The sequence below is a fragment of the Pseudomonas tensinigenes genome, from assembly GCF_014268445.2.
GTDB classification, from domain to species: Bacteria; Pseudomonadota; Gammaproteobacteria; order Pseudomonadales; family Pseudomonadaceae; genus Aquipseudomonas; species Aquipseudomonas tensinigenes.
This window is the reverse complement of record NZ_CP077089.1, coordinates 4,353,699-4,378,680: the sequence shown is the minus strand read 5'-3', so window position 1 is coordinate 4,378,680 and position 24,982 is coordinate 4,353,699. Positions and strand designations below refer to the sequence as shown.

20 protein-coding genes are annotated in these 24,982 nt (G+C 59.9%); 6 read left to right on the top strand and 14 right to left on the bottom strand.

Going from position 1 to position 24,982, the window contains the following annotated elements; translation table 11 throughout:
• Positions 1–376: 376 nt before the first annotated feature.
• The 6 genes from HU718_RS19335 to HU718_RS19310 all read left to right on the top strand — a co-directional run bounded on the left by HU718_RS19335 (position 377) and on the right by HU718_RS19310 (position 7,701).
• Positions 377–1,624 (top strand): TolC family protein, encoded by a 1,248-nt coding sequence (locus HU718_RS19335; protein WP_186616505.1) that lies wholly within the window; start codon positions 377–379, stop codon positions 1,622–1,624.
• A 49-nt stretch (positions 1,625–1,673) separates the two neighbouring features.
• A complete protein-coding gene (locus HU718_RS19330) occupies positions 1,674–2,867 on the top strand; it encodes an efflux RND transporter periplasmic adaptor subunit (protein WP_186616506.1) in 1,194 nt (397 codons plus the stop codon).
• 15 nt (positions 2,868–2,882) lie between these two features.
• On the top strand, positions 2,883–6,035 hold the full coding sequence (locus HU718_RS19325; protein ID WP_186616507.1) for a CusA/CzcA family heavy metal efflux RND transporter: 3,153 nt from the start codon (positions 2,883–2,885) through the stop codon (positions 6,033–6,035).
• Between the two features lie 222 nt (positions 6,036–6,257).
• Complete coding sequence (locus HU718_RS19320) at positions 6,258–6,461, top strand: co-regulatory protein PtrA N-terminal domain-containing protein (RefSeq protein ID WP_150730408.1); 204 nt, start codon at positions 6,258–6,260, stop codon at positions 6,459–6,461.
• A gap of 77 nt (positions 6,462–6,538) precedes the next feature.
• Positions 6,539–6,871, top strand: coding sequence for a DUF2790 domain-containing protein (locus HU718_RS19315; RefSeq protein ID WP_186616508.1), 333 nt, complete (start codon positions 6,539–6,541; stop codon positions 6,869–6,871).
• A gap of 449 nt (positions 6,872–7,320) precedes the next feature.
• A complete protein-coding gene (locus HU718_RS19310; RefSeq protein WP_150730409.1) occupies positions 7,321–7,701 on the top strand; it encodes a DUF6124 family protein in 381 nt (126 codons plus the stop codon).
• Between the two features lie 450 nt (positions 7,702–8,151).
• Here the strand turns inward: HU718_RS19310 and HU718_RS19305 are convergent, their stop codons facing one another.
• From HU718_RS19305 to HU718_RS19240, 14 genes are all read right to left on the bottom strand, one after another.
• Complete coding sequence (locus HU718_RS19305) at positions 8,152–9,477, bottom strand: OprD family porin (protein WP_186616509.1); 1,326 nt, start codon at positions 9,475–9,477, stop codon at positions 8,152–8,154.
• Positions 9,478–9,910: 433 nt separating this feature from the next.
• A complete protein-coding gene (gene nuoN, locus HU718_RS19300) occupies positions 9,911–11,374 on the bottom strand; it encodes an NADH-quinone oxidoreductase subunit NuoN (RefSeq protein WP_150693914.1) in 1,464 nt (487 codons plus the stop codon).
• 7 nt (positions 11,375–11,381) lie between these two features.
• Positions 11,382–12,914 carry an NADH-quinone oxidoreductase subunit M gene (nuoM, locus tag HU718_RS19295; RefSeq protein WP_007920174.1) on the bottom strand — a complete coding sequence of 511 codons (1,533 nt, stop codon included), beginning with the start codon at positions 12,912–12,914 and terminating at the stop codon, positions 11,382–11,384.
• 39 nt (positions 12,915–12,953) lie between these two features.
• Positions 12,954–14,807, bottom strand: coding sequence for an NADH-quinone oxidoreductase subunit L (gene nuoL, locus HU718_RS19290; protein ID WP_150731178.1), 1,854 nt, complete (start codon positions 14,805–14,807; stop codon positions 12,954–12,956).
• Entirely contained in the window at positions 14,804–15,112 is a 309-nt protein-coding gene (nuoK, locus tag HU718_RS19285; RefSeq protein WP_003223790.1) for an NADH-quinone oxidoreductase subunit NuoK, read from the bottom strand. The genes nuoL and nuoK overlap by 4 nt, the downstream gene beginning before the upstream one ends.
• 3 nt (positions 15,113–15,115) lie before the next feature.
• Positions 15,116–15,616, bottom strand: a complete 501-nt coding sequence (gene nuoJ / locus HU718_RS19280) for an NADH-quinone oxidoreductase subunit J (protein WP_007920176.1) — start codon at positions 15,614–15,616, stop codon at positions 15,116–15,118.
• Between the two features lie 9 nt (positions 15,617–15,625).
• Positions 15,626–16,174, bottom strand: coding sequence for an NADH-quinone oxidoreductase subunit NuoI (gene nuoI / locus HU718_RS19275; RefSeq protein WP_007920177.1), 549 nt, complete (start codon positions 16,172–16,174; stop codon positions 15,626–15,628).
• Between the two features lie 11 nt (positions 16,175–16,185).
• Positions 16,186–17,193 (bottom strand): NADH-quinone oxidoreductase subunit NuoH, encoded by a 1,008-nt coding sequence (nuoH, locus tag HU718_RS19270; RefSeq protein WP_007920179.1) that lies wholly within the window; start codon positions 17,191–17,193, stop codon positions 16,186–16,188.
• Positions 17,190–19,904, bottom strand: coding sequence for an NADH-quinone oxidoreductase subunit NuoG (gene nuoG, locus HU718_RS19265; RefSeq protein ID WP_186616510.1), 2,715 nt, complete (start codon positions 19,902–19,904; stop codon positions 17,190–17,192). Before nuoG ends, nuoH begins: the two co-directional genes overlap by 4 nt.
• Before the next feature lie 136 nt (positions 19,905–20,040).
• Positions 20,041–21,396: an NADH-quinone oxidoreductase subunit NuoF gene (gene nuoF / locus HU718_RS19260; protein ID WP_007920184.1), complete on the bottom strand. Its 1,356-nt coding sequence runs from the start codon at positions 21,394–21,396 to the stop codon at positions 20,041–20,043.
• The gene (gene nuoE, locus HU718_RS19255) at positions 21,393–21,890 is read right to left on the bottom strand and encodes an NADH-quinone oxidoreductase subunit NuoE (RefSeq protein WP_007920186.1); all 498 of its coding nucleotides are present in this window, start codon (positions 21,888–21,890) and stop codon (positions 21,393–21,395) included. The genes nuoF and nuoE overlap by 4 nt, the downstream gene beginning before the upstream one ends.
• 2 nt (positions 21,891–21,892) lie before the next feature.
• On the bottom strand, positions 21,893–23,677 hold the full coding sequence (nuoC, locus tag HU718_RS19250) for an NADH-quinone oxidoreductase subunit C/D (RefSeq protein ID WP_007920189.1): 1,785 nt from the start codon (positions 23,675–23,677) through the stop codon (positions 21,893–21,895).
• A gap of 74 nt (positions 23,678–23,751) precedes the next feature.
• Positions 23,752–24,426 (bottom strand): NuoB/complex I 20 kDa subunit family protein, encoded by a 675-nt coding sequence (locus HU718_RS19245; protein ID WP_003223809.1) that lies wholly within the window; start codon positions 24,424–24,426, stop codon positions 23,752–23,754.
• Between the two features lie 10 nt (positions 24,427–24,436).
• On the bottom strand, positions 24,437–24,850 hold the full coding sequence (locus HU718_RS19240) for an NADH-quinone oxidoreductase subunit A (RefSeq protein WP_003223812.1): 414 nt from the start codon (positions 24,848–24,850) through the stop codon (positions 24,437–24,439).
• Between the last annotated feature and the right edge of the window lie 132 nt (positions 24,851–24,982).

The window sequence follows — 24,982 nt, the reverse complement described above, 5'->3', positions numbered from 1 at the left end:
GGAAAGTGTCAGACACCTCGGTCGGCTCCCTCTCCCTCCGGGAGAGGGCTGGGGTGAGGGGAAGTCCGGACGATAAAGGTTGTAGTGGCTACAGGGTCAACGACTAAGCGCTTTAAAACGGTGCTCTGCGACAGTCGGTCGCAGCACAAACCACAAAATCCCCATCACTTTGATTCCGGCAAGTGCAATTCAGCAGATAACTAGCGTGTTTTTGTTTCGATGTATTTCGATAACGCCGCCAGCACTTCGCATCCTAGAGCAAAACAACTTCGGCAAACCGTGGATAACGGATTTGTAATGTTCCAGTCACCTTGTCGATAAGTTCAAAACCCTACCGTGGCGGCATCCGAGATTCTTGAATAAAGGAAGTCTTCCATTGCCCGGTTTAATAAAACTGACGGCGCGATCACGCCTGAAAAAAACCGCCAGCGGCATCCTGTTGCTGGCCTGTACCGGCCTCGCGAACGCGGCGCCCCTGACGCTGGAGCAAGCCCTGCAAAGTGCCTTCGCCGGCAACCCGGACCTGGCCGCTGTGCAGTGGGAAATCGGCATCGCTCAAGGCGAGCGTCAGCAAGCCGGGCTGATCCCCAATCCCGAAGTGTCGTGGGAGGCTGAAGACACTCGCCGCGATTCGCGCACAACCACGGTGATGCTCAGTCAGCCGATCGAACTGGGCGGCAAACGCGGCGCGCGGATCGATGTCGCCAGCCGCGCGCAGGACGCTGTCGGCATCGAACTGGAGCGCAAGCGCAATGCCTTGCGTGCAGACGTCATTCAGGCGTTCAACAGCGCGCAAACCGCGCAGCAACGCTTGCAGCTGTCGCGGCAATCCCTGCAATTGGCCGAGCACGGTGTGCGCGTGGCGCAAGGGCGCATCGAAGCAGGCAAATCATCACCGGTCGAAGGCACGCGGGCGCAAGTGCAGCTCTCGGAAGTGCGCCTTGAACTGAGCCGGGCAGAACGCGATCAGGCCACCGCGTACCAACAATTGGCGCAAGTCATGGGCGCGCCGTTGCCGACGTCGACCAAGGTGCAGGCACCCACGCAAAGCATGCCGGCCGTTCCACCAACGACAAGATTGCTCGAGCGTCTGAACGAGACTGCCGAACTGCGTCTGGCCAAACTGCAGATCGATCAACGCGAAGCGTCATTGGGCCTGGAAAAATCCCAGCGCATTCCCGACCTGACCGTGAGCATCGGCAGCCAGTACAGCGAAACCGAGCGCGAGCGGGTCAACGTGGTCGGGCTGTCGATGCCGATTCCGCTGTTCAACCGCAATCAGGGCAACGTACTCGCCGCAGCGCGCCGAACCGATCAGGCGCGGGATCTGCGCAACGCCACCGAGCTGCGTTTGCGCACGGAAATCCAGACCAGTCTCGAGCAATGGCAGACCGCCAATGGCGAGGTAAAGGCATTCAACCAGACCATCCTGCCTGCGGCGCAAAGTGCGGTCGACAGCGCCACCCGTGGTTTCGAAATGGGTAAGTTCGGCTTCCTCGATGTGCTCGATGCGCAACGCACTTTGATCAGCGCCCGTAGCCAGTACATCCAGGCAGTCAGCGAAGCGACCGATGCCCGCGTACGCATTGAACGGATCTTCGGCGACCTCAGCGTCAGCCCTTGAATTTCACTTTTCACAGCACTGCGCGCAGGTATGACGCAGAGGAGTTTCCATGGATCAAAAACTGATGGTGGTCGCGGTGGCGACGTTGGCGCTGGGCATTGGTATCGGCTCGATGTGGGCGGGCGATGCAAGCATCGATGCCCATGCCGATGAAGCAGCCGAACATGCCGATCACGCCGAAGAAGGTGCCGCCGCCGAAGGCGAGCATGGCGAAGAAGGGCACATTGAGTTGAGCGCCGAACAAATCACCGCTGCCGGTATTCAACTCGCCGAAGCAAAGCCGCAAAACATCAGCCGCGGTCTGCCATTCCCCGGCGAAGTGCGCTTCGACGAAGACCGCACCGCCCACGTCGTGCCGCGCGTGCCGGGTGTGGTCGAGGCGGTGGCGGTCAACCTCGGGCAAACGGTGAAGAAGGGCCAGTTGCTGGCGGTGATCGCCAGTCAGCAGATCTCCGATCAACGCAGCGAGCAGGCCGCCGCGCAGCGCCGTTTGGCCTTGGCGCGCACCACCTACGAGCGCGAGAAAAAACTCTGGCAGGACAAAATCTCGGCCGAGCAGGATTTCCTCCAGGCGCGCCAGGCACTGCAAGAGGCAGAAATTGCCGTGAGCAATGCGCAGCAAAAGATCAGCGTACTCAGCGGCAGCGTGGTCGCCACCGGCGGCAACCGCTACGAATTGCGCGCGCCGTTCGACGGCGTGGTGGTGGAAAAACACCTGACGCCGGGGGAAGTCGTTGATGAAACCACGGCGGCATTCACGCTCTCGGATCTGTCGCGAGTGTGGGTGACGTTCGGCGTGTCACCGAAGGATCTGAACAAGGTTCAAGTAGGCAAAGCGGTCACCGTCAGCGCCCCGGAGTTGAACGCAGAAGTGGTCGGCAGCGTGGCTTACGTCGGCAGCCTGCTCGGCGAACAAACCCGCACCGCGACCGTCCGCGTCACCCTGGAAAACCCGCAAGGCTCATGGCGCCCCGGTCTGTTCGTCACCGCGCTGGTCGCCACTGACAGCCGCGAAGCGAAAGTCGCCGTACCGGAATCTGCGATCCAGACCGTCGAGGACAAATCCACGGTGTTCGTGCGTACCGACGATGGCTTCGAAGCGCGCGCAGTAGAGCTGGGCAGTCGCGCAGGCGGCCATGTGGAAATCACTCAAGGCCTGGAACCGGGCGCGCAAGTCGCCAGCGCCGGCAGCTTCGTCCTCAAGTCGGAGCTGGGCAAAGCCTCAGCCGAGCATAGTCATTAATTCTGGAAGGTCCTCATGTTCGAACGCCTGATCCAGTTTGCCATCGAGCAACGCATCATCGTGCTGCTCGCCGTTCTGCTCATGGCCGGCCTCGGCATCGCCAGTTATCAAAAACTGCCGATCGACGCCGTACCCGACATCACCAACGTCCAAGTGCAGATCAACACCGGCGCCGCCGGGTTCTCGCCGCTGGAAACCGAACAGCGCATCACCTTCCCGATTGAAACCGCGATGGCCGGTTTGCCAGCACTGGAGCAGACCCGTTCGTTGTCGCGCTCGGGGCTGTCGCAAGTGACGGTGATCTTCAAGGACGGCACCGACCTGTTCTTCGCCCGCCAACTGGTCAACGAGCGTTTACAGATCGCCAAGGAGCAATTGCCCGAAGGCGCGGAGGCGGTGATGGGGCCGATTTCCACCGGTCTCGGCGAGATCTTTTTGTGGACGGTCGAGGCGAAGGAGGGCGCGCTCAAGGACGATGGCAGTGCGTACACACCGACCGATCTGCGGGTGATTCAGGACTGGATCATCAAGCCGCAATTGCGCAACGTACCCGGTGTCGCCGAGATCAACACCATCGGCGGCTTCGCCAAGGAATACCAGATTGCGCCGGACCCGAAACGCCTGGCCGCGTACAAGCTGACCCTCACCGATCTGGTCACCGCGCTGGAGCGCAACAACGCCAACGTCGGCGCCGGTTACATCGAGCGCAGCGGCGAGCAATTGCTGATCCGCGCGCCGGGGCAAGTGGCGAGTACCGAGGACATCGCCAACATCGTCATGGCCAATGTCGACGGCACGCCGATCCGGGTGAAGAACGTCGCCACCGTGGAAATCGGCCGCGAATTACGCAGCGGTGCGGCCACGGAAAACGGTCGCGAAGTGGTGCTCGGCACGGTGTTTATGTTGATCGGCGAGAACAGCCGCACGGTCTCGCAAGCGGTGGCCAGCAAGCTCGAACAGATCAACAAATCCTTGCCGCAAGGCGTGATCGCCGTGCCGGTGTACGACCGCACGCACCTGGTCGATAAGGCCATCGCCACGGTGAAAAAGAACCTCATCGAAGGCGCGATTCTGGTGATCGCGATTCTGTTCCTGTTCCTCGGCAACATCCGCGCGGCGCTGATTACCGCGATGGTGATTCCGCTGTCGATGCTGTTCACTTTCACCGGGATGTTCAGCAACAAGGTCAGCGCCAACCTGATGAGCCTCGGCGCGCTCGACTTCGGCATTATCGTCGACGGCGCGGTGGTGATCGTCGAAAACACCCTGCGTCGACTGGCCCATGCGCAGCAGCATCACGGCCGTTTGCTGACTCGCGCCGAGCGTTTCAAGGAAGTCTTTGCCGCAGCGAAAGAGGCGCGGCGGCCGCTGATTTTCGGGCAGTTGATCATCATGGTCGTGTACCTGCCGATTTTCGCCTTGAGCGGCGTCGAAGGGAAAATGTTCCACCCGATGGCGTTCACCGTGGTGATTGCGTTGCTTGGCGCGATGCTGTTGTCGGTGACCTTTGTACCGGCGGCGATTGCGTTGTTCGTCACGGGCAAGGTCAAGGAAGAAGAGGGCGCGGTGATGCGCGGCGCCCGTCGCGTGTATGCGCCGGCGCTGGCCTGGGTCATGTCCCATCGCGCGGTGGCCGTGGGCGCTGCGTTGGGCGTGATCGTGCTCAGCGGTGTGCTCACCAGTCGTATGGGCAGCGAGTTTGTGCCGAGCCTCAGCGAAGGGGATTTTGCTTTGCAAGCGTTGCGCGTGCCGGGCACCAGCCTGACGCAATCGGTGGACATGCAGCTGCGGCTGGAAACGCTGATTCTGGCGAAGGTGCCGGAAGTCGAGCGCGTGTTTGCCCGCACAGGCACGGCCGAAATCGCCTCGGATCCGATGCCGCCGAACATCTCTGACAGCTACGTGATGCTCAAACCCAAGGACCAGTGGCCGGACCCAGGCAAGTCCCGCGAAACCCTGATGGCCGAACTGCAAGCCGCCGCCGCGACGCTGCCGGGCAGCAACTATGAACTGTCGCAGCCGATTCAATTGCGTTTCAACGAACTGATTTCCGGCGTGCGCAGCGATGTCGCGGTGAAGGTATTCGGCGATGACATGGACGTGCTCAATGCCACCGCTGCGAAAATTGCCGCAGCGATGCAGAAGGTCAACGGCGCATCCGAGGTGAAAGTCGAACAGACCACCGGCTTGCCGGTGCTGACCATCAACATTGATCGCGACAAAGCGGCGCGTTACGGGCTCAACGTCGGTGATGTGCAGGACACCATTGCCGTTGCAGTCGGCGGGCGTAAGGCCGGGACGTTGTATGAGGGTGATCGGCGTTTTGACATGGTTGTGCGTTTGTCCGATGCCATGCGCAAGGACATCGAGGGGCTGTCGGCGCTGCTGATTCCAGTGCCGGCGCCTCTGAATGCAGCGGCCAATCAGATCGGTTTCATCGCGCTGCAAGACGTCGCCAGCCTCGATTTGGTGCTTGGGCCGAATCAGGTCAGCCGCGAGAACGGCAAGCGTCTGGTGATCGTCAGCGCCAACGTGCGTGGGCGTGACATTGGCTCGTTCGTCAGCGAGGCCGGTGAGGTGATCGAGCGTGATGTGCAAGTCCCGGCCGGTTACTGGACCAGTTGGGGCGGGCAGTTCGAGCAACTGCAATCGGCGGCCAAGCGCTTGCAGATCGTGGTGCCGGTGGCGCTGCTGCTGGTGTTCGGGTTGTTGTTCATGATGTTCAACAACCTGAAGGACGGCTTGCTGGTGTTTACCGGGATTCCGTTTGCCTTGACCGGTGGGGTCATGGCGCTGTGGCTGCGCGATATTCCGTTGTCGATTTCGGCGGGGGTCGGGTTTATCGCGTTGTCCGGGGTGGCGGTGTTGAACGGCTTGGTGATGATTGCGTTTATTCATAATTTGCGTGAGGAGGGGCGGTCGCTGTCCGATGCCATTCACGAAGGTGCGCTGACGCGTTTGCGGCCGGTGTTGATGACGGCGTTGGTGGCGTCGCTGGGATTTATTCCGATGGCCCTCGCAACCGGCACCGGCGCTGAAGTGCAACGGCCACTGGCAACCGTGGTGATCGGCGGGATTTTGTCTTCCACGATCCTGACGTTGCTGATCTTGCCGGCTCTCTACCAACTCGCCCATCGCCGGGATGAGGACGCGGTTCCATCTGAATAGGTAATCCCCTTGTAGGAGTGAGCCTGCTCGCGATAGCGGTCTATCAGTCAGATCTAAATTGACTGACACACCGCTATCGCGAGCAGGCTCACTCCTACAGGTTTTGTGTTCGACTTCAGAAGAGTGCCGGGCACATAACGGATATGTAATTTCCCCGCCACCGTCACGAAAGGTGCGCCTTGTTACCTTGAACCCGTCAGCTACTTAAACGAGGAATCAACGATGAAACTTGCCCAACTCAGTACTTTCGCAGCCGCTCTGGCGATCTCTTCCGTGGCCCTGGCCGAAGGCGGCGGCGACCGCACTTTCGAGCGGATGATGACCAGCAACGACCGCTCCATGGAGCTGTTCGTGGCCAAGGAAAAAGCCGCCGGTAACCCGGTCGTCGTCAACGACAAGAAAGATGACAAGACCCGCGATCTGTAAGCCTGCTGCACCTGAACAAGCCCGATATCGCGCATCGATGCCGGGCTTTTTTTACGCCTGGACGGGAAGGAAAGAGAATGAAAGTACTCAAGTTGATCGCATTCGCCGCTGTCATGGCGATGTCTGTGAATGTGCTGGCCGAAGGCGGTGGTGACCGCACTTTTGAACGCGCGCTCAGCGCCAACAGCAAAGCCATGGAACAGTACGCCGCCAACCAGGGCAAAGCGGCGCCGGTGGTGAAGGATTACGAATACGGAATGAAGCTGGACGTGGTCAAAGTGGTGAGCGTGGTCAAGCCACAGCCTGCGTGCAAAGTGGTGCCCACCGCGATGACCTATGAGGACTCCAAAGGTCAGCTCAATACCATCAAGTACAACGTGATGGGCGTGTGTCGAAACGGCGGAAGCTGAATCCGCCACGCCAAAACGTGGTCCCGTGTAGGAGCTGCCGAAGGCTGCGATCTTTTGACTTTGATTTTAAAGATCAAAAGATCGCAGCCTTCGGCAGCTCCTACACGTTCTGTATTTCAATTCGTGATGTTTAAAGGTTATGTGGGAAGTGCGGAACCTTCCCACAATGTTTTCAGGTTGTCCGTCGGACGTCAGCTCACTAGCCTGTGTGGGTCGCTGCCAATTCAGCGATCGGGATTGGAACCCCGCGGCTCAACTGAAGCAAAACGCACTGTTCATGACGTATGCTTGCGCACTTTCATGTGTGCACTCCGTTATGGCGGCTGTGCGCGGGAGACTTCGAGTCTGTCGGGTTTGCTCAGTTGCCCGGGTTCCAACCTGCGTACAGCTGCCACCCTTTCGCGTGGAACCGAAAGGGCCAGCTCCACCTTCAAGCTGAGTAAAACATTATGAAAAAGCCAACACCCAATCCCCCCGAAGCAGACGCAATCCCCGACGCCAACTCAACATCCCCCTACGTCTCCATTGAGACTAGAAAACTCCACGAAGCCGCCGACCGCGCCCTCGACTTCTACCTCAAACCGTCGGCCGCCATCATGTCCGCACCGTACATCCCCAACCAGATGTTCCTGGTCAATCCCAAAGCCGACACCGAATCATTACTGGCCAACGCCAGCGAATCCCTGGCCTCGGCCACGGTAATGCTCGGTGACTTCGCCGCGCTGCTAGGCGGCACCCATCGCAAGACCCTGCTCGGTATCGCGCAGGTGGTCATGCTTGGCGAACTGGCGGTGAACAAGGCGCTGGATAACGTAGATCCAAACGCGTAGTTATCAATGGCCAGTTTTTAACCGTTGTTTTTGCGTTGACCTCAAAATCCTGCCCCCTCACCCCAGCCCTCTCCCCCGAGGGGGCGAGGGGGAAGGGAGCAGATCTTCAAGCCATTCAAAACCAGAGTACGCCTCGGTTTTTCAGGTCGATGTATCTGCAACAACCAACTCGGTCAGTCCCCTCTCACCCAGGGGGAAAGGGAGCAGGCTTTCAAGCCATTCAAAACCAGAGTGCGCCCCGGTTTTTCAGGTCGATGTATCTGCAACAGCCAACTCGGTCAGTCCCCTCTACCTCTGGGAGAGGGCTAGGGTGAGGGCCGGGCCTAAACCTGAAAAACATAACCACGGCAAAACGCAAAGCAAAAAAAGCGCCCCGAAGGACGCTAAAAGATTCACCTCTTACCAAAGGAGCAAGGAGCTTCTAAAGGTGAATTTGCATCAACCGCACCATCAAAGAATCGCCAACGGATACTCGACAATCACCCGAACTTCATCCAGATCCGACTCGAACGCCGTGGCGCGGGTGGTGGCCTGGCGCAAGCGTAGTGACAAGTCTTTCATCGAACCGCTTTGCACTACGTATTTGACTTCGAAATCGCGCTCCCAACGTTTCTGATCTGTCAGCGGATTGCCCTCGGCATCGCGGCGCATGTACACGGCGTTGGCGTTGGAATAGTCGGCGTCGGTACCGCGTGCGTAACGGGTCATGAACGACAGACCCGGTACGCCATAGGTGCTCATGTCGAGGTCATAGCGCACCATCCACGAACGTTCTTTCGGCGAGTTGAAGTCGCTGTACTGGATCGAGTTGTCGAGGAAGATCGAGTCGGACTGGCGCAGGTAGTCGAAGTCGTCATTACCGTTGTTGCGCTGGTGGGAGAGGGCGACGGAGTGGGCACCAAGCTTGACGCCAACGCGGCCGCTCCAGATGTTGTTGTCGAACTCGCCGAGCAGTTGTTTGCCTTCATCGACGGCCTTGTAATAGTTCAGACCACCGAACAGCGACAGGTCATCGGACAGCGGATAGGTCCAAGCGGTGCCTGCGTAGTACTGATTCCACGCATCCTTCAGACGGCTGGAGTACAGGCTGAAACTGAGGTTTTTGTTCAGCACATAATCGCCGCCGCCATACGCGATCCACGGCGAATTGACCGGCCCGGCGTAGAACGTGGCGAAGTTCTCGCGCATGTCGCTGGACACCGGTTGGCTCATCGCGTGCAGTCGACCGCCCTGAACCGATAAACCTTCAATGCTGGTGTTGCTCGCCGTCACCCCGCGAAAGCTTTCCGGCAGCAGGCGCGAGTCACCCGCCGCAACCACCGGATTGGCCGGGAACACATCGCCAACCTTGACCACCGTATCGAACGCCCGAATTTTCGCGGCGCCGCCAACCTTGGTGTATTCGTCCCGCGCCTCGCCATCACTATTGACCGGCAAAACATCAAACGAACTGCGCCCACCGTTGCGGCCGTCACCGCTGTCGAGTTTTAGCCCGATCATCGCAAACGCATCAACACCGACCCCGACGGTGCCTTGGGTGAAACCGGATTCGAACTTGCTGATCACCGCGTGCGACCAGGCTTCGGAATAACCGTTGCCGGTGGGGCTGGACTGGCCGTTGCGATGATCACGATTGAAGTACAAGTTGCGGTTGAGCACCGTCAGGCTGCTGCCTTCGACAAAGCCTTCAGGCTTGTCTTCTGCAAACACCATGGACGGCCCGGCGCCGATCACCACCGCTAAAGCGGAAATCGACATTTTTGAATTGTTAACCATCAAACACTCCTTGGGTTCGGCAGAACGGGAACGTGTGTCGGCGTGGGTTTTATTGTTCGGCGGGGCAGGGCCCGCCGGCATGGTCGCCGGGTCACATCGTTGCAAGCTGCGGATAACGCGGAGGTGATGGGGGAATTACAATTTCGTCATGTGGTTATATGAATTGAGTGAACGCCACACAAAACTGTGGGAGCGAGCCTGCTCGCGAAAGCGGAGTGTCAGCCAATCAAGATGTTGAAAGTGCCTACGCCTTCGCGAGCAGGCTCGCTCCCACAATGGTTTTTGGGTGTGCCCGGAGTTTGTGAGCGACGCACAAACCTGGGGAGGCGGGCGCGCCTGCGATGAGGCCAGCGCAAGCGCTCGAGACGTTAAATCCCGCAAAAACAAAAACGGCACCCGAAGGTGCCGTTTTCATTTCTAGCCAGCCAAGCAATCAGCCCGCCAGACCCGCCTGCTGAACCAGTGTCAGCAATGGCTGCGGGTACACACCCAGGAAGAATGCGACCAGGGCGATGGCCAGCAGCATTACGCCGCCTGCCTTCTGTTCCCAGTGCAGCTGGGCGTCGTGGCGACGCAGGTTTGGTTCGATCAGGTACAGGGTGACCATCACGCGCAGGTAGTAGAAGACGCCGATGGCGCTGCCCAGCACCAGCGAGCCGACCAGCCACCATTGGTGCGATTCGACACCGGTAGCGATGATGTAGAACTTGCCGATGAAGCCCGCGGTCAGCGGGATACCGGCCAGGGACAGCATCATCACGGTCAGTACGGCGGTCAGGTACGGACGGCGCCAGAACAGGCCGCGGTACTCGTACAGCGCGTCGGCGTCACGGCCGTTGTACGGCGAGGACATCAGAGTGATTACGCCGAAGGCGCCGAGGCTGGTGATCACGTAGGTGACCAGGTACACGCCGATGGCTTCCACCGCCAGACCCTTGCTCGCCACCAGCGCGATCAGCAGGTAGCCGAAGTGCGCGATGGACGAGTAACCGAGCAGACGCTTGAGGTTGCTCTGGGTCAGGGCCAGCAGGTTACCGAACAGGATCGAGGCGATGGCGATGACGGTCAGCACGTCGCTCAGTACGCCGCTGCTGGCAGCAGGGGAGATCTGGAACAGACGCACCATCACCGCAAACACGGCCACTTTCGAAGCGGTCGCAAGGAACGCGGCCACCGGTGCCGGAGCACCTTCGTAGACGTCAGGCGTCCACAGGTGAAACGGTACCAGCGACAGCTTGAACGCCAGACCGATCAGCATCATGCCCAGGCCCAGTTGCGCCAGCGGGCTAGGCAGACCGGTCGCGGCCAGTGCCTGACCGATACCGACGAAGCTCAGCGAACCGGCGTCTGCGTACAGCAGCGCCATACCGAACAGCAGGAACGCGGAACCGGCGGCCGACAGCACCATGTATTTGATGCCGGCTTCCAGCGAGCGCTTGTTGAAGAAGGCGTAAGCCACCAGACCGTAGACCGGCACCGACAGCAGTTCCAGACCGATGAACAAACCGGCCAGGTGCTGCGCGCTGACCAGAACCAGACCACCAGCGGCGGCCATCAGGATCAGCAGGTAGAGTTCTTCACGGTTGCCCGGGTAACCCGAACCACCATCGCCCAGATAGGCGTGGGCGAGGGTGACGCAGGCGAGGGTGGCGACCAGGATCAGCGCCATGTACAGGCAAGCGAAAGTGTCGATTTGCAGCAGTGGGGTCACGGCCAGAGGCGCGACTTTCAGGGCTGGCAGGATCGACAGCAAGGCCAGGTTCAGACCGGCGACCGAGATCAGGAAGGTCTGCGAGTGGTTGCGGCGCCAGGCGATTGCCAGCATCACCACGATAATGGTGAGGCTGGTGATCAACAGTGGCGCAAGCGCAATAAAGTGTTGAATCGTGAATTCCATAGCGCTCTTACCGGGCCGAAGCGAGTTGAGTGAAGGCGGTGCCGAGCCACTGCTGCACGCCATGCATCGTGGCGGCAGACGTGTCGAGGAACGGTTGCGGGTAGACGCCGATGTAGATCAGCAACACCGCAAGGCCTAGCACCATGATCAGTTCGCGAGCGTCCATACCGTGCAGAATCGAATCCGATTTCGCCGGACCGAAGTAAGCACGGTGGATCATGATCAGCGAGTAGACCGAACCGAACACCAGACCGGAAGTGGCAATCGCAGTGATCCACGGCCAGCTTGCGAAGGAGCCGATCAGGATCAGGAACTCACCGACAAAGTTACCGGTACCCGGCAGACCCAACGAAGCGGCTGCAAAGAACAGGCTGATCGCCGGCAGGTAAGCGATACGCGACCACACACCGCCCATCTCACGCATGTCACGAGTGTGCAGACGCTCGTACAACTGACCGCTGAGGATAAACAGTGCCGCCGCCGACACACCGTGCGCGAGCATCTGGATCACTGCACCTTGCAGGGCCAGTTGGCTGCCGGAGTAGATGCCAATCAACACGAAACCCATGTGGGAAACGGACGAGAAGGCGATCAGACGCTTGATATCGGTTTGTGCGAAAGCGAGGAACGCACCGTAGAAGATCCCGATCAGACCGAGGGTCATGGCGATCGGCGCGAACTCGGCCGAAGCATTCGGGAACAGCGGCAGGGCGAAACGCAGCAGGCCGTAGGCAGCGGTTTTCAGCAAGATACCGGCGAGGTCGACGGAACCGGCAGTCGGCGCCTGGGCGTGGGCATCAGGCAACCACGAGTGGAACGGAACCACTGGCAGCTTGACCGCGAAGGCGATGAAGAAGCCGAGCATCAGAATGTACTCGGTGGTCATCGACATCTTGGTTTTCAACAGGTCGGCGTAGTTGAAAGTAATCACGCCAGTGTTGTTGAAGTTGACCAGCACCAGACCGAGGATCGCCACCAGCATGATCAGGCCGGAAGCCTGAGTGAAGATGAAGAACTTGGTCGCTGCGTAGATCCGGGTTTTCTTGCCATCCGAAGAACTGTGACCCCAGAGCGCGATGAGGAAGTACATCGGCACCAGCATCATTTCCCAGAAGAAGAAGAACATGAACAGGTCGAGGGCGAGGAACACGCCGACTACGCCGCCCAGGATCCACATCAGGTTCAGGTGGAAGAAGCCAACGTGACGTTGAATCTCTTTCCACGAGCACAGTACCGACAAGATACCCAGCAGACCGGTCAGCAGGATCATCAACAGCGACAGGCCGTCGAGGGCCAGGTGCACGTTGATGCCGAAGCGCTGGATCCAGACATGCTTGAACTCAAGCGCCCAGGTCGGATCGGCGCCAGGCGCCGGTGCAAATGAATAGTCACCGTGGGCCCACAGCCAGAGGCCGAGGGCGAGTTCCAGGGTCATGGTCAACAGCGCAATCCAGCGCGGGAGGGTAGCGCCGAAGCGCTCACCCATCCAGCACAGCAGGCCGCCGATGAAGGGGATCAGGATTAGCCAAGGCAGAATCATGACGGGCTCGTTTCCTTTCGCAAATTCGCAAGGTTCATATCAGACCGCTACCAGCACGATGGCGCCAATCACCAGCACGGCACCAGCAGCCATCGAAGCAGCGTACCAACGCAGTTGACCGGTCTCGGTGCGGCTCAGGGCAGTGTGACCACCCTTGGCCATACGCGGGATCAGACCGATGGTCTGGTCGAGCGGGTCTTTGCGCAGTACGTGGCTGATCGCCAGGTAAGGCTTGACGAACAGTTTGTCGTAGATCCAGTCGAAGCCCCAGGCAGCGAACCACCAGGCCGAAAGGAAACGGCCGATGCCGCTGTTGGCGATCGCCGTGACGAAGCGACGCTTGCCGAGGAACAGCAGCGCTGCCAGCAGGATACCGGCCAGGGCAATGGCGCCCGAAGCGATTTCCAGACTGTGCTTGGCTTCGCCACCGGCATGGCCAACGCTTTCTGGCAGTACGCCGTGCAGTGGCGGAACGATCATCGCGCCGATGGCGGTGGACAATACGATCAGCACCGACAGTGGCAACCAGTGCGAGATGCCGTGACCGGCGTGGGCTTCAGTCTTGGCTTCACCGTGGAACGTGATGAAGATCAGGCGGAAGGTGTACAGCGACGTCATGAACGCGCCGACCAGACCTGCGTAGAGCAGACCGTGGTTGCCGCTGGCGAACGCTTCCCAAAGGATTTCGTCCTTGGAGTAGAAGCCTGCGGTAACCAGTGGCAGAGCGGCCAGCGCAGCACCACCGACGATGAAGCTGGCGTAGGCCAGTGGCAGTTTTTTCCACAGACCGCCCATCTTGAAGATGTTCTGCTCGTGGTGGCAGGCAACGATCACCGCACCGGAAGCAAGGAACAACAGGGCCTTGAAGAAGGCGTGGGTCATCAGGTGGAAAATCGCGCCGTCCCAGGCACCAACGCCCAGCGCCAGGAACATGTAGCCGATCTGGCTCATGGTCGAGTAGGCGAGGATACGTTTGATGTCGGTTTGAACCAGTGCGGCGAAGCCTGCGAGAACCAGGGTCACACCACCGACGATGCCGACCAGGTGGAGGATTTCCGGCGCCAGGGTGAACAGACCGTGGGTACGGGCGATCAGGTAAACACCAGCGGTCACCATGGTTGCGGCGTGGATCAGTGCCGAAACCGGGGTCGGGCCGGCCATCGCGTCCGCCAGCCAGGTTTGCAGCGGCAGTTGTGCAGATTTACCGACTGCGCCACCCAACAGCATCAGGGTCGCCAGGGTGATCCAGAAGTCGCCGACCTGGAATTTCTGCGGTGCTAGCACCAGCAGTTCCTGGATGTTCAGCGTGCCGACTTGCTGGAACAGGATGAACAGGCCGATGGCCATGAACACGTCGCCGATCCGGGTCACGATGAAGGCCTTGAGTGCGGCGTTACCGTTGTTGCGGTTGCTGTAGTAGAAACCGATCAACAGGTACGAGCACAGGCCCACGCCTTCCCAGCCGAAGTACAGGAACAACAGGTTATCGCCGAGCACCAGGAACAGCATGCTGGCGATAAACAGGTTGGTGTACGAGAAGAAGCGCGAGTAGCCCGCTTCGCCGCGCATGTACCAGGACGCGAACAGGTGGATCAGGAAACCGACGCCAACGACCACGCCGAGCATGGTGATCGACAGGCCATCGACGTAGAGGGCGAAGTCAGGCTTGAACCCTTCGACCGCCATCCACTTCCACAGTACCAGCGTGTAGTGACCGCCTTCGGGTGGCGCGACGTTGAATTGCCAGATGACGTAGGCGGCGACGATCGCCGACAAGCCAATGGAACCCACGCCGATCAGCGCCGAGAGGTTTTCCGACCAGCGTCCACGGGAGAACGACAGGAGCAGGAAACCGATCAGAGGGAATACGAAAGTCAGAAAGATAAGATTCATCCGCGCATCTCACTGGCAGCGTCGATATCGAGCGTGTGGAAGCGGCGATACAGTTGCAGCAGGATCGCCAGACCAATACTGGCCTCTGCGGCTGCAAGGCTGATCACCAGGATGAACATGATCTGTCCATCCGGCTGGCCCCAACGGGCGCCTGCAACAATGAACGCCAGTGCAGAGGCGTTCATCATCACTTCCAGACTCATCAACACGAACAAAATGTTGCGGCGGACCATCAGGCCGACCAGACCAAGGCAGAACAGGATGCCGGCAACGGCCAATCCATGTTCGAGAGGGATAGCAGGCATGTCTTACTCCTTCGCCTCGTTACGGCCCAAATGGAACGCCGTGACGGCTGCAGCGAGCAGCAGCATCGAGGCGAGTTCGACCACCAGCAGGTACGGACCGAACAGGCTGATGCCCACGGCTTTCGCGTCTACGGTGGTGTGGCCGATGGCCTGGCCGCTCTGGTGAGCGAACAGCACATACAGCAGTTCGGCCAGCAGCAGCGCGGCGAGAATCACCGGCCCCGCCCAGATGCCGGGCTTGAGCCAGACGCGTTCTTGCTGAACCGAGGCCGGGCCGAGGTTGAGCATCATCACCACGAACACGAACAGCACCATGATGGCGCCAGCGTAAGCGATCACTTCCAGCACGCCGGCGAACGGTGCGCCGAGTGCGAAGAAGGTCATGGCCACGGCGATCAACGAGATGATCAGGTAGAGCAGGGCATGCACAGGGTTGGTGTTGGTGACTACGCGAAGCGTGGACACAACAGCGATACCCGATGCGAAATAGAAAGCGAATTCCATCGTTCTTCCTTAAGGCAGCAAGCTCTTCACGTTGATCGGTTCGGCTTCGTTCTGCGCGGAGCCTTTCGGCTTGCCAGCGATTGCCATACCTGCAACACGATAGAAGTTGTAATCAGGGTTTTTGCCGGGGCCGGAGATCAACAGATCTTCTTTCTCGTACACCAGGTCCTGACGTTTGAACTCGGCCATCTCGAAATCCGGAGTCAACTGGATTGCGGTGGTCGGACAGGCTTCCTCGCAGAGACCGCAGAAAATGCAGCGCGAGAAGTTGATACGGAAGAAGTCCGGGTACCAGCGACCGTCTTCGGTTTCAGCTTTCTGCAGCGAGATGCAACCCACCGGGCAAGCCACGGCGCACAGGTTGCAGGCAACGCAACGCTCTTCGCCATCGGGGTCACGGGTCAGGACGATGCGACCACGGTAGCGTGGTGGCAGGTAGACCGCTTCTTCCGGGTATTGCAGGGTGTCGCGCTTGCGAAAGCCATGGCCGAAGACCATGACCAGGCTGCGCAACTGGGTACCAGTACCCTTAACGATGTCGCCAATATATTTGAACATGGGTCAAATCCTCACTGAACCGCGACTGCAGGCGTGTTCCACAACACGACCGCAGCGGTCACCAGCAAATTGATCAGGGTCAGTGGCAGGCAGAATTTCCAGCTGAAATCCATCACTTGGTCATAACGCGGACGCGGAATGGAAGCGCGCAGCAGGATGAACAGCATGATGAAGAACGCGGTCTTCAGTGCGAACCAGACGAACGCCAGTTGCGGCAAGATGCCGAACGGACCGTGCCAGCCACCGAAGAACAGGGTGACCAGCAGCGCCGAGATCAGGATGATGCCGATGTATTCACCGACGAAGAACATGCCCCATTTCATACCGGCGTATTCAATGTGGTAACCGTCGGCCAGTTCCTGTTCTGCTTCCGGCTGGTCGAACGGGTGACGGTGAGTCACGGCGACGCCAGCGATGAAGAAGGTACAGAAGCCGAAGAACTGCGGAATGATGAACCACAGGTTCTGCGCCTGGTACTCGACGATGTCGCGCATGTTGAACGAGCCGACCTGGACCACGATGCCCATCAGGGCCAGGCCCATGAACACTTCGTAGGACACGGTCTGCGCCGACGCACGCAAGCTGCCGAGCAGGGCGAACTTGTTGTTACTCGACCAGCCGGCGAACAACACCGCGTAGACCGACAGACCGGCCATGGCGAAGAAGAACAGCAAGCCGATGTTCAGATCCGCGACGCCCCAGGTCGGGGTGATCGGGATAATCGCGAAGGCGATCAACAGGGCCGACATCGCCACCACCGGTGCCAAAGTGAAGATCACTTTGTCGGCAAACGGCGGGGTCCAGTCTTCCTTGAAGAACATCTTCAGCATGTCGGCGGCGATCTGGAACATACCGAACGGGCCAACGCGGTTCGGACCGTAACGGTCCTGCCACCAGCCCAGCAGGCGACGTTCGACAAAGCTGAGCAACGCGCCCGCGACCACTACGGCCAGCAGAATCACTATGGCTTTGACGACCGAGAGGATCACATCGATCACTTCAGGGGTGAACCAGGTCATTGCGCTGCCTCCTGCAGACCGTCGACGGATACGCCGGCGAATGCCGGTGGAATGCCGGCGATGCCCGCAGGCAATGCCACCAGACCGGCGCCCAGTTCTTCATTGATACGCAGCGGCAGACGCAGGGTCTGACCGGCCACGTTCAGGCTCAGCAGGGCACCGTCGTTGACGCCGAGACGATCCGCTTCGGACTTGGCCAGTGCCACGTATGGAGCCGGAATTCGCTCTTGAACCGGCGCGGCTTTCGAAGAGTTCTCTTCGCTGCCGAACAGGTGGAAGAACGGCACGGCTTGCCAAGTGCCCGGCGCCGGATTGAATGCGCGCGGTGCAGCAGCGAACCAGTTCAGCGAATCACCGGTGCTTTCGATCAGGCGGGTGCCCGGGTCGCCGGCACGGATGTGACCACCGACTTCGTCCTGGAACTTGTTCCACGCTTGTGGCGAGTTCCAGCCCGGCGACCATGCAAATGGTACTTGCTGACGCGGTTCGGCAGAGCCCGAGTAACCTTCCATGGAGAAGGCGAACGCGGTGTCTTTGTCTTGCGGGGTGCGTGGTTCGTGAACGCTGATGTCGGCGCGCATTGCGGTGCGACCGGAATAACGCAGCGGCTCACGCGCCAGTTTCAGACCCTTGATGCGGAACGCGGCGGACGGTGCAGCGTCGACGATACGCGCCAGTTGCTCGGTGCTCGAAGCAACGGCAGCGGTGACGTGGTCGAGTTGCGTCCAGTCGATCGGCTGGTTCAGCAGGGTCGCGCGCAGGGCGTGCAGCCAGCGCCAGCCTTCGTGAACCAGAATGCTCGCGTCCATGTATTGCGGGTCGAAAACCTGGAAGAAGCGCTGGGCGCGGCCTTCCTGGCTGACCAGGGTACCGTCGCCTTCAGCGAAGCTTGCGGCTGGCAGAACCAGATGCGCGCGGTCGCTGGTAGCCGTCTTCTGATGGTCAGCAACGATCACTACTTGCGCAGCGTTCAGCGCGGCATCGACCTTGTCTTTGGCGGTGCGGGTGTACAGATCGTTTTCCAGCACAACGATCGCGTCAGCCTTACCGTCGATGACGGCTTGCAGCGCAGCGTCGACCGATTCGCCACCGAGCATGGCCAGGCCAAGGCTGTTGGCTTCCGGCACGATCAGGCTGATCGAACCGTTTTTCTCGCGCAGCTTCAGCGCCTTGGCGATGTTCGCGGCGGCTTCGATCAGGGCTTTGGAACCCAACGAAGTACCGGCGATGATCAGCGGACGTTTGGCCGCGAGCAGGGCGTCGGCAATGCGCTTGGCCAGTTCCAGTGCTTCGGCGTCCAGACCCTCAACGGCCGGGGAACTGGCGTCCAGAGCGTGAGCAACGGCGAAACCGATGCGCGCCAGATCGTCTGGAGCGGCGTGTACGCATTCTTCAGCGATGTCGTCGAGCTTGGTTTCCGCCAGGCTGGCGATGAACAGCGGGTTCAGCGCGTGCTGACCGATGTTCTTCACGGCGGCGTCGAGCCAAGGCTGAACGCGCATGGCTTCGGCCATGTCTTCGGCTTTGCCCTTGACCGATTGACGCAGCGACAGCGCTACACGGGCGGCGGTCTGGGTCAGGTCTTCACCGAGCACGAAAATGGCGTCGTGGTCTTCGATGTCGCGCATGTTCGGCACTGGCAGCGGGCTGTCTTTCAGCACTTGCAGGACCAGACGGATGCGCTCCAGTTCGGAGGCTTCGATACCCGAGTAGAAGTGCTCGGCGCCGACCAGTTCGCGCAACGCGTAGTTGCTTTCAAGGCTGGCGCGCGGCGAACCGACACCGACGATGTTGCGACCGCGCAGCAGGTCAGCGGCTTTATCCAGTGCGGCATCCAGACCGAGCTTGGTGCCGTCGGCCAGCAGCGGCTGACGTGGACGGTCGGTGCGGTTGACGTAGCCATAACCGAAACGGCCACGGTCGCACAGGAAGTACTGGTTCACCGAACCGTTGAAACGGTTTTCGATGCGACGCAGTTCACCGTAACGCTCGCCCGGGGAGATGTTGCAACCGCTCGAGCAGCCATGGCAGATGCTCGGCGCGAACTGCATGTCCCACTTACGGTTGTAGCGCTCGGAGTGAGTCTTGTCGGTGAACACACCGGTCGGGCAGACCTCGGTGAGGTTGCCGGAGAACTCGCTTTCGAGGGTGCCGTCTTCAACGCGACCGAAGTACACGTTGTCGTGGGCGCCGAACACACCGAGGTCGGTGCCGCCAGCGTAATCCTTGTAGAAACGCACGCAGCGGTAGCAAGCGATGCAGCGGTTCATTTCGTGGGAAATGAACGGGCCCAGTTGCTGGTTCTGGTGGGTGCGTTTGGTGAAGCGATAACGGCGCTCGTTGTGGCCGGTCATCACGGTCATGTCTTGCAGGTGGCAATGACCGCCTTCTTCGCACACAGGGCAGTCGTGCGGGTGGTTGGTCATCAGCCATTCGACAACACTGGCGCGGAACGCCTTGGATTCTTCATCTTCGATGGAGATCCAGGTGTTGTCGGTGGCAGGGGTCATGCAGGACATGACGATGCGACCACGGGTGTCGTTCTCGTCGGTGTACTGCTTGACCGCGCACTGGCGGCAAGCCCCGACGCTACCAAGCGCGGGGTGCCAGCAGAAATATGGAATGTCGAGGCCCAGCGACAGACATGCCTGTAACAGGTTGTCTGCCCCGTCGACTTCGAGCGCTTTGCCGTCTACGTGGATAGTGGCCATGGTTCAAAGGTCTTCGTTGGCCCGGTGTCAGCGGGCGTGGCTAATGGAATCTTGTTATCCGTCCGAATCCAGTCAGCCCCGAAAGGCGTCATCGGACGAAAGGCGAAGGGCACGGACCCTTCACCTTTTTAAGCGTTTACGCGCCGATTACGATCGGCCTTGCCAGAGGCGGGACGGCGGCGCTGACTGGCGCGATACCGGCTTCGAACTCTGGACGGAAGTATTTGATGGCACTGCCCAACGGTTCCACGGCACCCGGTGCGTGAGCACAGAAGGTCTTGCCCGGGCCGAGGAAGTTGACCAGACCCAGCAGGGTCTCGATGTCGCCTGGCTGACCGCGGCCTTGTTCGATGGCCATCAGCAGCTTGACGCTCCATGGCAAACCATCACGGCACGGGGTGCAGAAACCGCACGACTCACGGGCAAAGAACTGCTCCATGTTGCGCAGCAAGGAGACCATGTTGACGCTGTCGTCCACCGCCATGGCCAGGCCGGTACCCATACGGGTGCCCACTTTGGCGATGCCGCCGGCATACATTTGCGCGTCGAGGTGTTCTGGCAGAAGGAAACCGGTACCGGCGCCGCCTGGCTGCCAGGCCTTGAGCTTGAAGCCGTCGCGCATACCGCCGGCGTAGTCTTCGAACAACTCGCGACCGGTGACGCCGAACGGCAGCTCCCACAGGCCGGGGTTTTTGACTTTGCCGGAGAAGCCCATGAGCTTGGTGCCCATGTCTTCGCTGCCTTCGCGAGCCAACGATTTGTACCAGTCCACGCCGTCGGCAATGATCGCCGGCACGTTGCACAGGGTTTCGACGTTGTTCACGCAGGTCGGCTTGCCCCACACGCCAACAGCGGCAGGGAAGGGCGGCTTGGAGCGCGGGTTGGCGCGGCGGCCTTCGAGGGAGTTGATCAGTGCGGTTTCTTCACCGCAGATGTAACGCCCGGCGCCGGTGTGGACGAACAGCTCGAAATCGAAGCCGCTGCCGAGAATGTTCTTGCCCAGCAGGCCAGCAGCCTTGGCTTCTTCCACGGCACGGTTGAGGTGCTTGGCGGCGGTGGTGTATTCGCCACGCAGGAAGATGTAGCCACGGTAGGTTTTCAGCGCGCGAGCACTGATCAGCATGCCTTCGATCAGCAGATGGGGCAGTTGCTCCATCAGCATGCGGTCTTTCCAGGTATTCGGCTCCATTTCATCCGCATTGCACAGCAGGTAGCGGATGTTGATGGATTCGTCTTTGGGCATCAGGCCCCACTTCACGCCAGTGGGAAAGCCTGCACCGCCGCGACCTTTCAAACCTGCGTCTTTCACGGTCTGGACGATGGCGTCCTGATCCATGTCGGCGAAGGCTTTGCGCGCAGCGGCGTAACCGTTCTTGGCCTGGTACTCGTCGAGCCAAACGGCTTCGCCGTCGTCACGCAGACGCCAGGTCAGCGGGTGAGTCTCGGCCGAACGCTGAATGCGGTTGGCCGGGCCGAAAGATGTCAGGGTCATACGTAGCCCTCGAGCAGTTTGGCGACGCCAGCAGGCTGCACATCACCAAAGGTGTCGTCGTCGATCATCAGCGCCGGTGCCTTGTCGCAGTTGCCGAGGCAGCAGACAGGCAGCAGGGTGAAACGACCGTCGGTGGTGGTCTGACCCAGGCCGATGCCCAGATTGTTCTGGATTTCGCTGACCACCGACTCGTGGCCGCCGATGTAGCAGACCATGCTGTCGCAGACGCGAATGATGTGGCGGCCAACCGGCTGACGGAAAATCTGGCTATAGAACGTCGCCACACCTTCAACGTCGCTGGCCGGGATGCCGAGGATCTCGCCGATCGCGTACAAGGCGCCATCCGGCACCCAGCCGCGCTCCTTCTGAACGATCTTCAGGGCTTCGATCGACGCCGCGCGCGGGTCTTCGTAGTGATGCAGCTCGTGCTCGATGGCCGAGCGCTCGGTTTCACTGAGGGTGAAACGGTCTGTCTGGATAAGCGTGCTGTTCATGCTTAGCGGTCCACGTCGGCCATAACGAAATCGATACTACCCAGGTACGCAATCATGTCCGCGACCATGCTGCCTTTGATCACCGAAGGGATCTGTTGCAGATGCGGGAAGCTTGGAGTGCGGATCCGGGTACGGTAGCTCATGGTGCCGCCGTCGCTCGTCAGGTAATAACTGTTGATGCCCTTGGTCGCTTCGATCATCTGGAAGGATTCGTTGGCCGGCATCACCGGGCCCCACGAAACTTGCAGGAAGTGCGTGATCAAGGTTTCGATGTGCTGCAGCGTGCGTTCTTTCGGCGGCGGCGTGGTCAGCGGGTGATCCGCCTTGTACGGGCCTTCCGGCATGTTGCGCATGCACTGGTCGATGATCTTGATGCTCTGGCGCATTTCTTCGACGCGAACCATGCAGCGGTCGTAGGCATCGCCGTTGGCAGCCAGCGGTACTTCGAACTCGAAGTTCTCGTAGCCGGAGTACGGACGCGCTTTACGCAGGTCGAAATCGCAACCGGTCGAACGCAGGCCAGCACCGGTGACACCCCATTCCAGGGCTTCTTTGGTGTTGTACTGGGCGACGCCGATGGTACGGCCCTTGAGGATGCTGTTCTGCAGGGCAGCCTTGGTGTATTCGTCGAGGCGTTTTGGCAGCCATTCAACGAAGTCCTTCACCAGTTTTTCCCAGCCGCGTGGCAGGTCGTGGGCGACGCCACCGATGCGGTACCAGGCCGGGTGCAGACGGAAACCGGTAATGGCTTCGATCACCGTGTACGCCTTCTGGCGGTCGGTGAAGGTGAAGAACACCGGGGTCATCGCACCAACGTCCTGGATGTAAGTCCCGAGGAACAGCAGGTGGCTGGTGATCCGGAAGAACTCGGCCATCATGATGCGGATGACGTCGACCTTCTCAGGCACCTTGATGCCGGCCAGCTTCTCGACCGAGAGCACGTACGGCAGGTTGTTCATCACGCCGCCGAGGTAATCGATACGGTCGGTGTACGGGATGAAGCTGTGCCAGGACTGACGCTCGGCCATCTTCTCGGCACCACGGTGGTGGTAACCGATGTCCGGCACGCAGTCGACGATCTCTTCACCGTCCAGTTGCAGAATGATGCGGAACGCACCGTGCGCGGAAGGGTGGTTCGGGCCGAGGTTGAGGAACATGTAGTCCTCGTTCGGGCCGGAGCGCTTCATGCCCCAGTCTTCAGGACGGAAGCGCGCGGCTTCTTCCTCAAGCTGTTGCTTGGCGAGGTTGAGGCTGTACGGATCGAATTCGGTGGCGCGCGCCGGGAAGTCCTTGCGCAGCGGGTGACCTTCCCAGGTCGGCGGCATCATGATGCGCGACAGGTGCGGGTGGCCTTTGAAGTCGATGCCGAACATGTCCCAGACTTCGCGCTCGTACCAGTTGGCGTTCGGCCAGATGCTGGTGACGGTCGGCAAGCTGAGGTCGCTCTCGGACAAGGCGACCTTGATCATCACGTCACTATTACGCTCCAGCGACATGAGGTGATAGAACACGGTGAACTCGGCGTCGCTCGGCAGCCCTTGACGCTTGGTGCGCAGACGCTCGTCCACGCCGTGCAGGTCATAGAGCATGACGTACGGCTTGGGCAGGTTACGCAGGAAAGTCAGGACTTCAACGAGCCTGGCGCGCGCGACCCACAGCACCGGCATGCCGGTGCGGGTCGACTGAGCGGTGAACGCTTCGGCGCCAAAACGGTTGTTCAATTCAACGACCACATCCTGGTCGTCTGCCTTATAAGGCGGGATGTACAGAGCACTGCCTGTAGTCATGGTTATTTTTTCGCTTTCGGTCAACGTAAAGAATGAAGCCAGCTTCTCGTTTCTTTTGTAAGAACAGATCTGGATCAGACTTCGTCAGGGCTGCGCAGATTGGTGACTGCGATTCGCTGTTCGCGGCGCTGTTCCTTCTGCGAAGGCATGTCGGCGCGATAAACGCCTTGATCACCAACGACCCAGGAAAGCGGACGACGCTCCTGTCCAATCGATTCCTGCAACAGCATCAAGCCTTGCAGAAATGCTTCCGGACGGGGCGGGCAGCCAGGTACGTAGACGTCCACGGGCAGGAACTTGTCCACCCCTTGAACCACAGAGTAGATGTCGTACATGCCGCCGGAGTTAGCGCACGAACCCATGGAGATAACCCACTTCGGCTCGAGCATCTGCTCGTAGAGACGCTGGATGATCGGCGCCATCTTGATGAAGCAGGTCCCGGCGATAACCATGAAGTCGGCCTGACGCGGCGATGCCCGGATCACTTCGGCGCCAAAGCGCGCGATGTCGTGGGGCGCCGTGAAGGCGGTGGTCATTTCCACGTAGCAGCACGACAGGCCGAAGTTGTACGGCCACAGGGAGTTCTTACGTCCCCAGTTGACCGCGCCACTCAGCACGTCTTCCAGCTTGCCCATGAAAATGTTTTTGTGGACTTGATCTTCTAACGGATCGGAAACGGTTTCCCGTTCGCCAATCGGATATTGCTCGTTAGGAGCATCGGGGTCGATCCTGGTGAGATTGTATTGCATTGCCAAAGCCTCATTGTTTCAGCTTCGCCTGCCGCTTGCGACGAGCTTCCGGAGCCCAGTCAAGGGCGCCCACTCGGAACAGGTAGACAAGACCTGCCAACAGAATTGCTATGAAAACGAGAGCTTCGACGAATCCGGTCCAGCCGCTTTCGCGGACGGACACAGACCATGCAAAGAGAAAGAGGGCTTCGATATCGAAGATCACGAAGAGCATCGCGACCAGATAGAATTTGGCTGAGAGCCGCAAGCGGGCGCCACCGGTAGGTAGCATGCCCGACTCGAACGGTTCGTTTTTGCTGCGGCCCCAGGCTTTTGACCCAAGGAGGCTGGAGACGCCAAGCATGAAGGCACACAGGCCGACGACACCCAGAAGGAAAATGGCAAAGCCCCAGTTGTGGGCCATGAGTCCTGTCGCTTCGGGCATGCTGGTAATCCTTAACAGAGAGCAAAGGTCTCTGAGCTTGATAAAGAAATAGGCAGTGACGATATGTCGCAGCAATCAATCGCGCTGATTTTATGGCTAAACACCCTGCAAGTAAAATTCCTATAGCGAAAT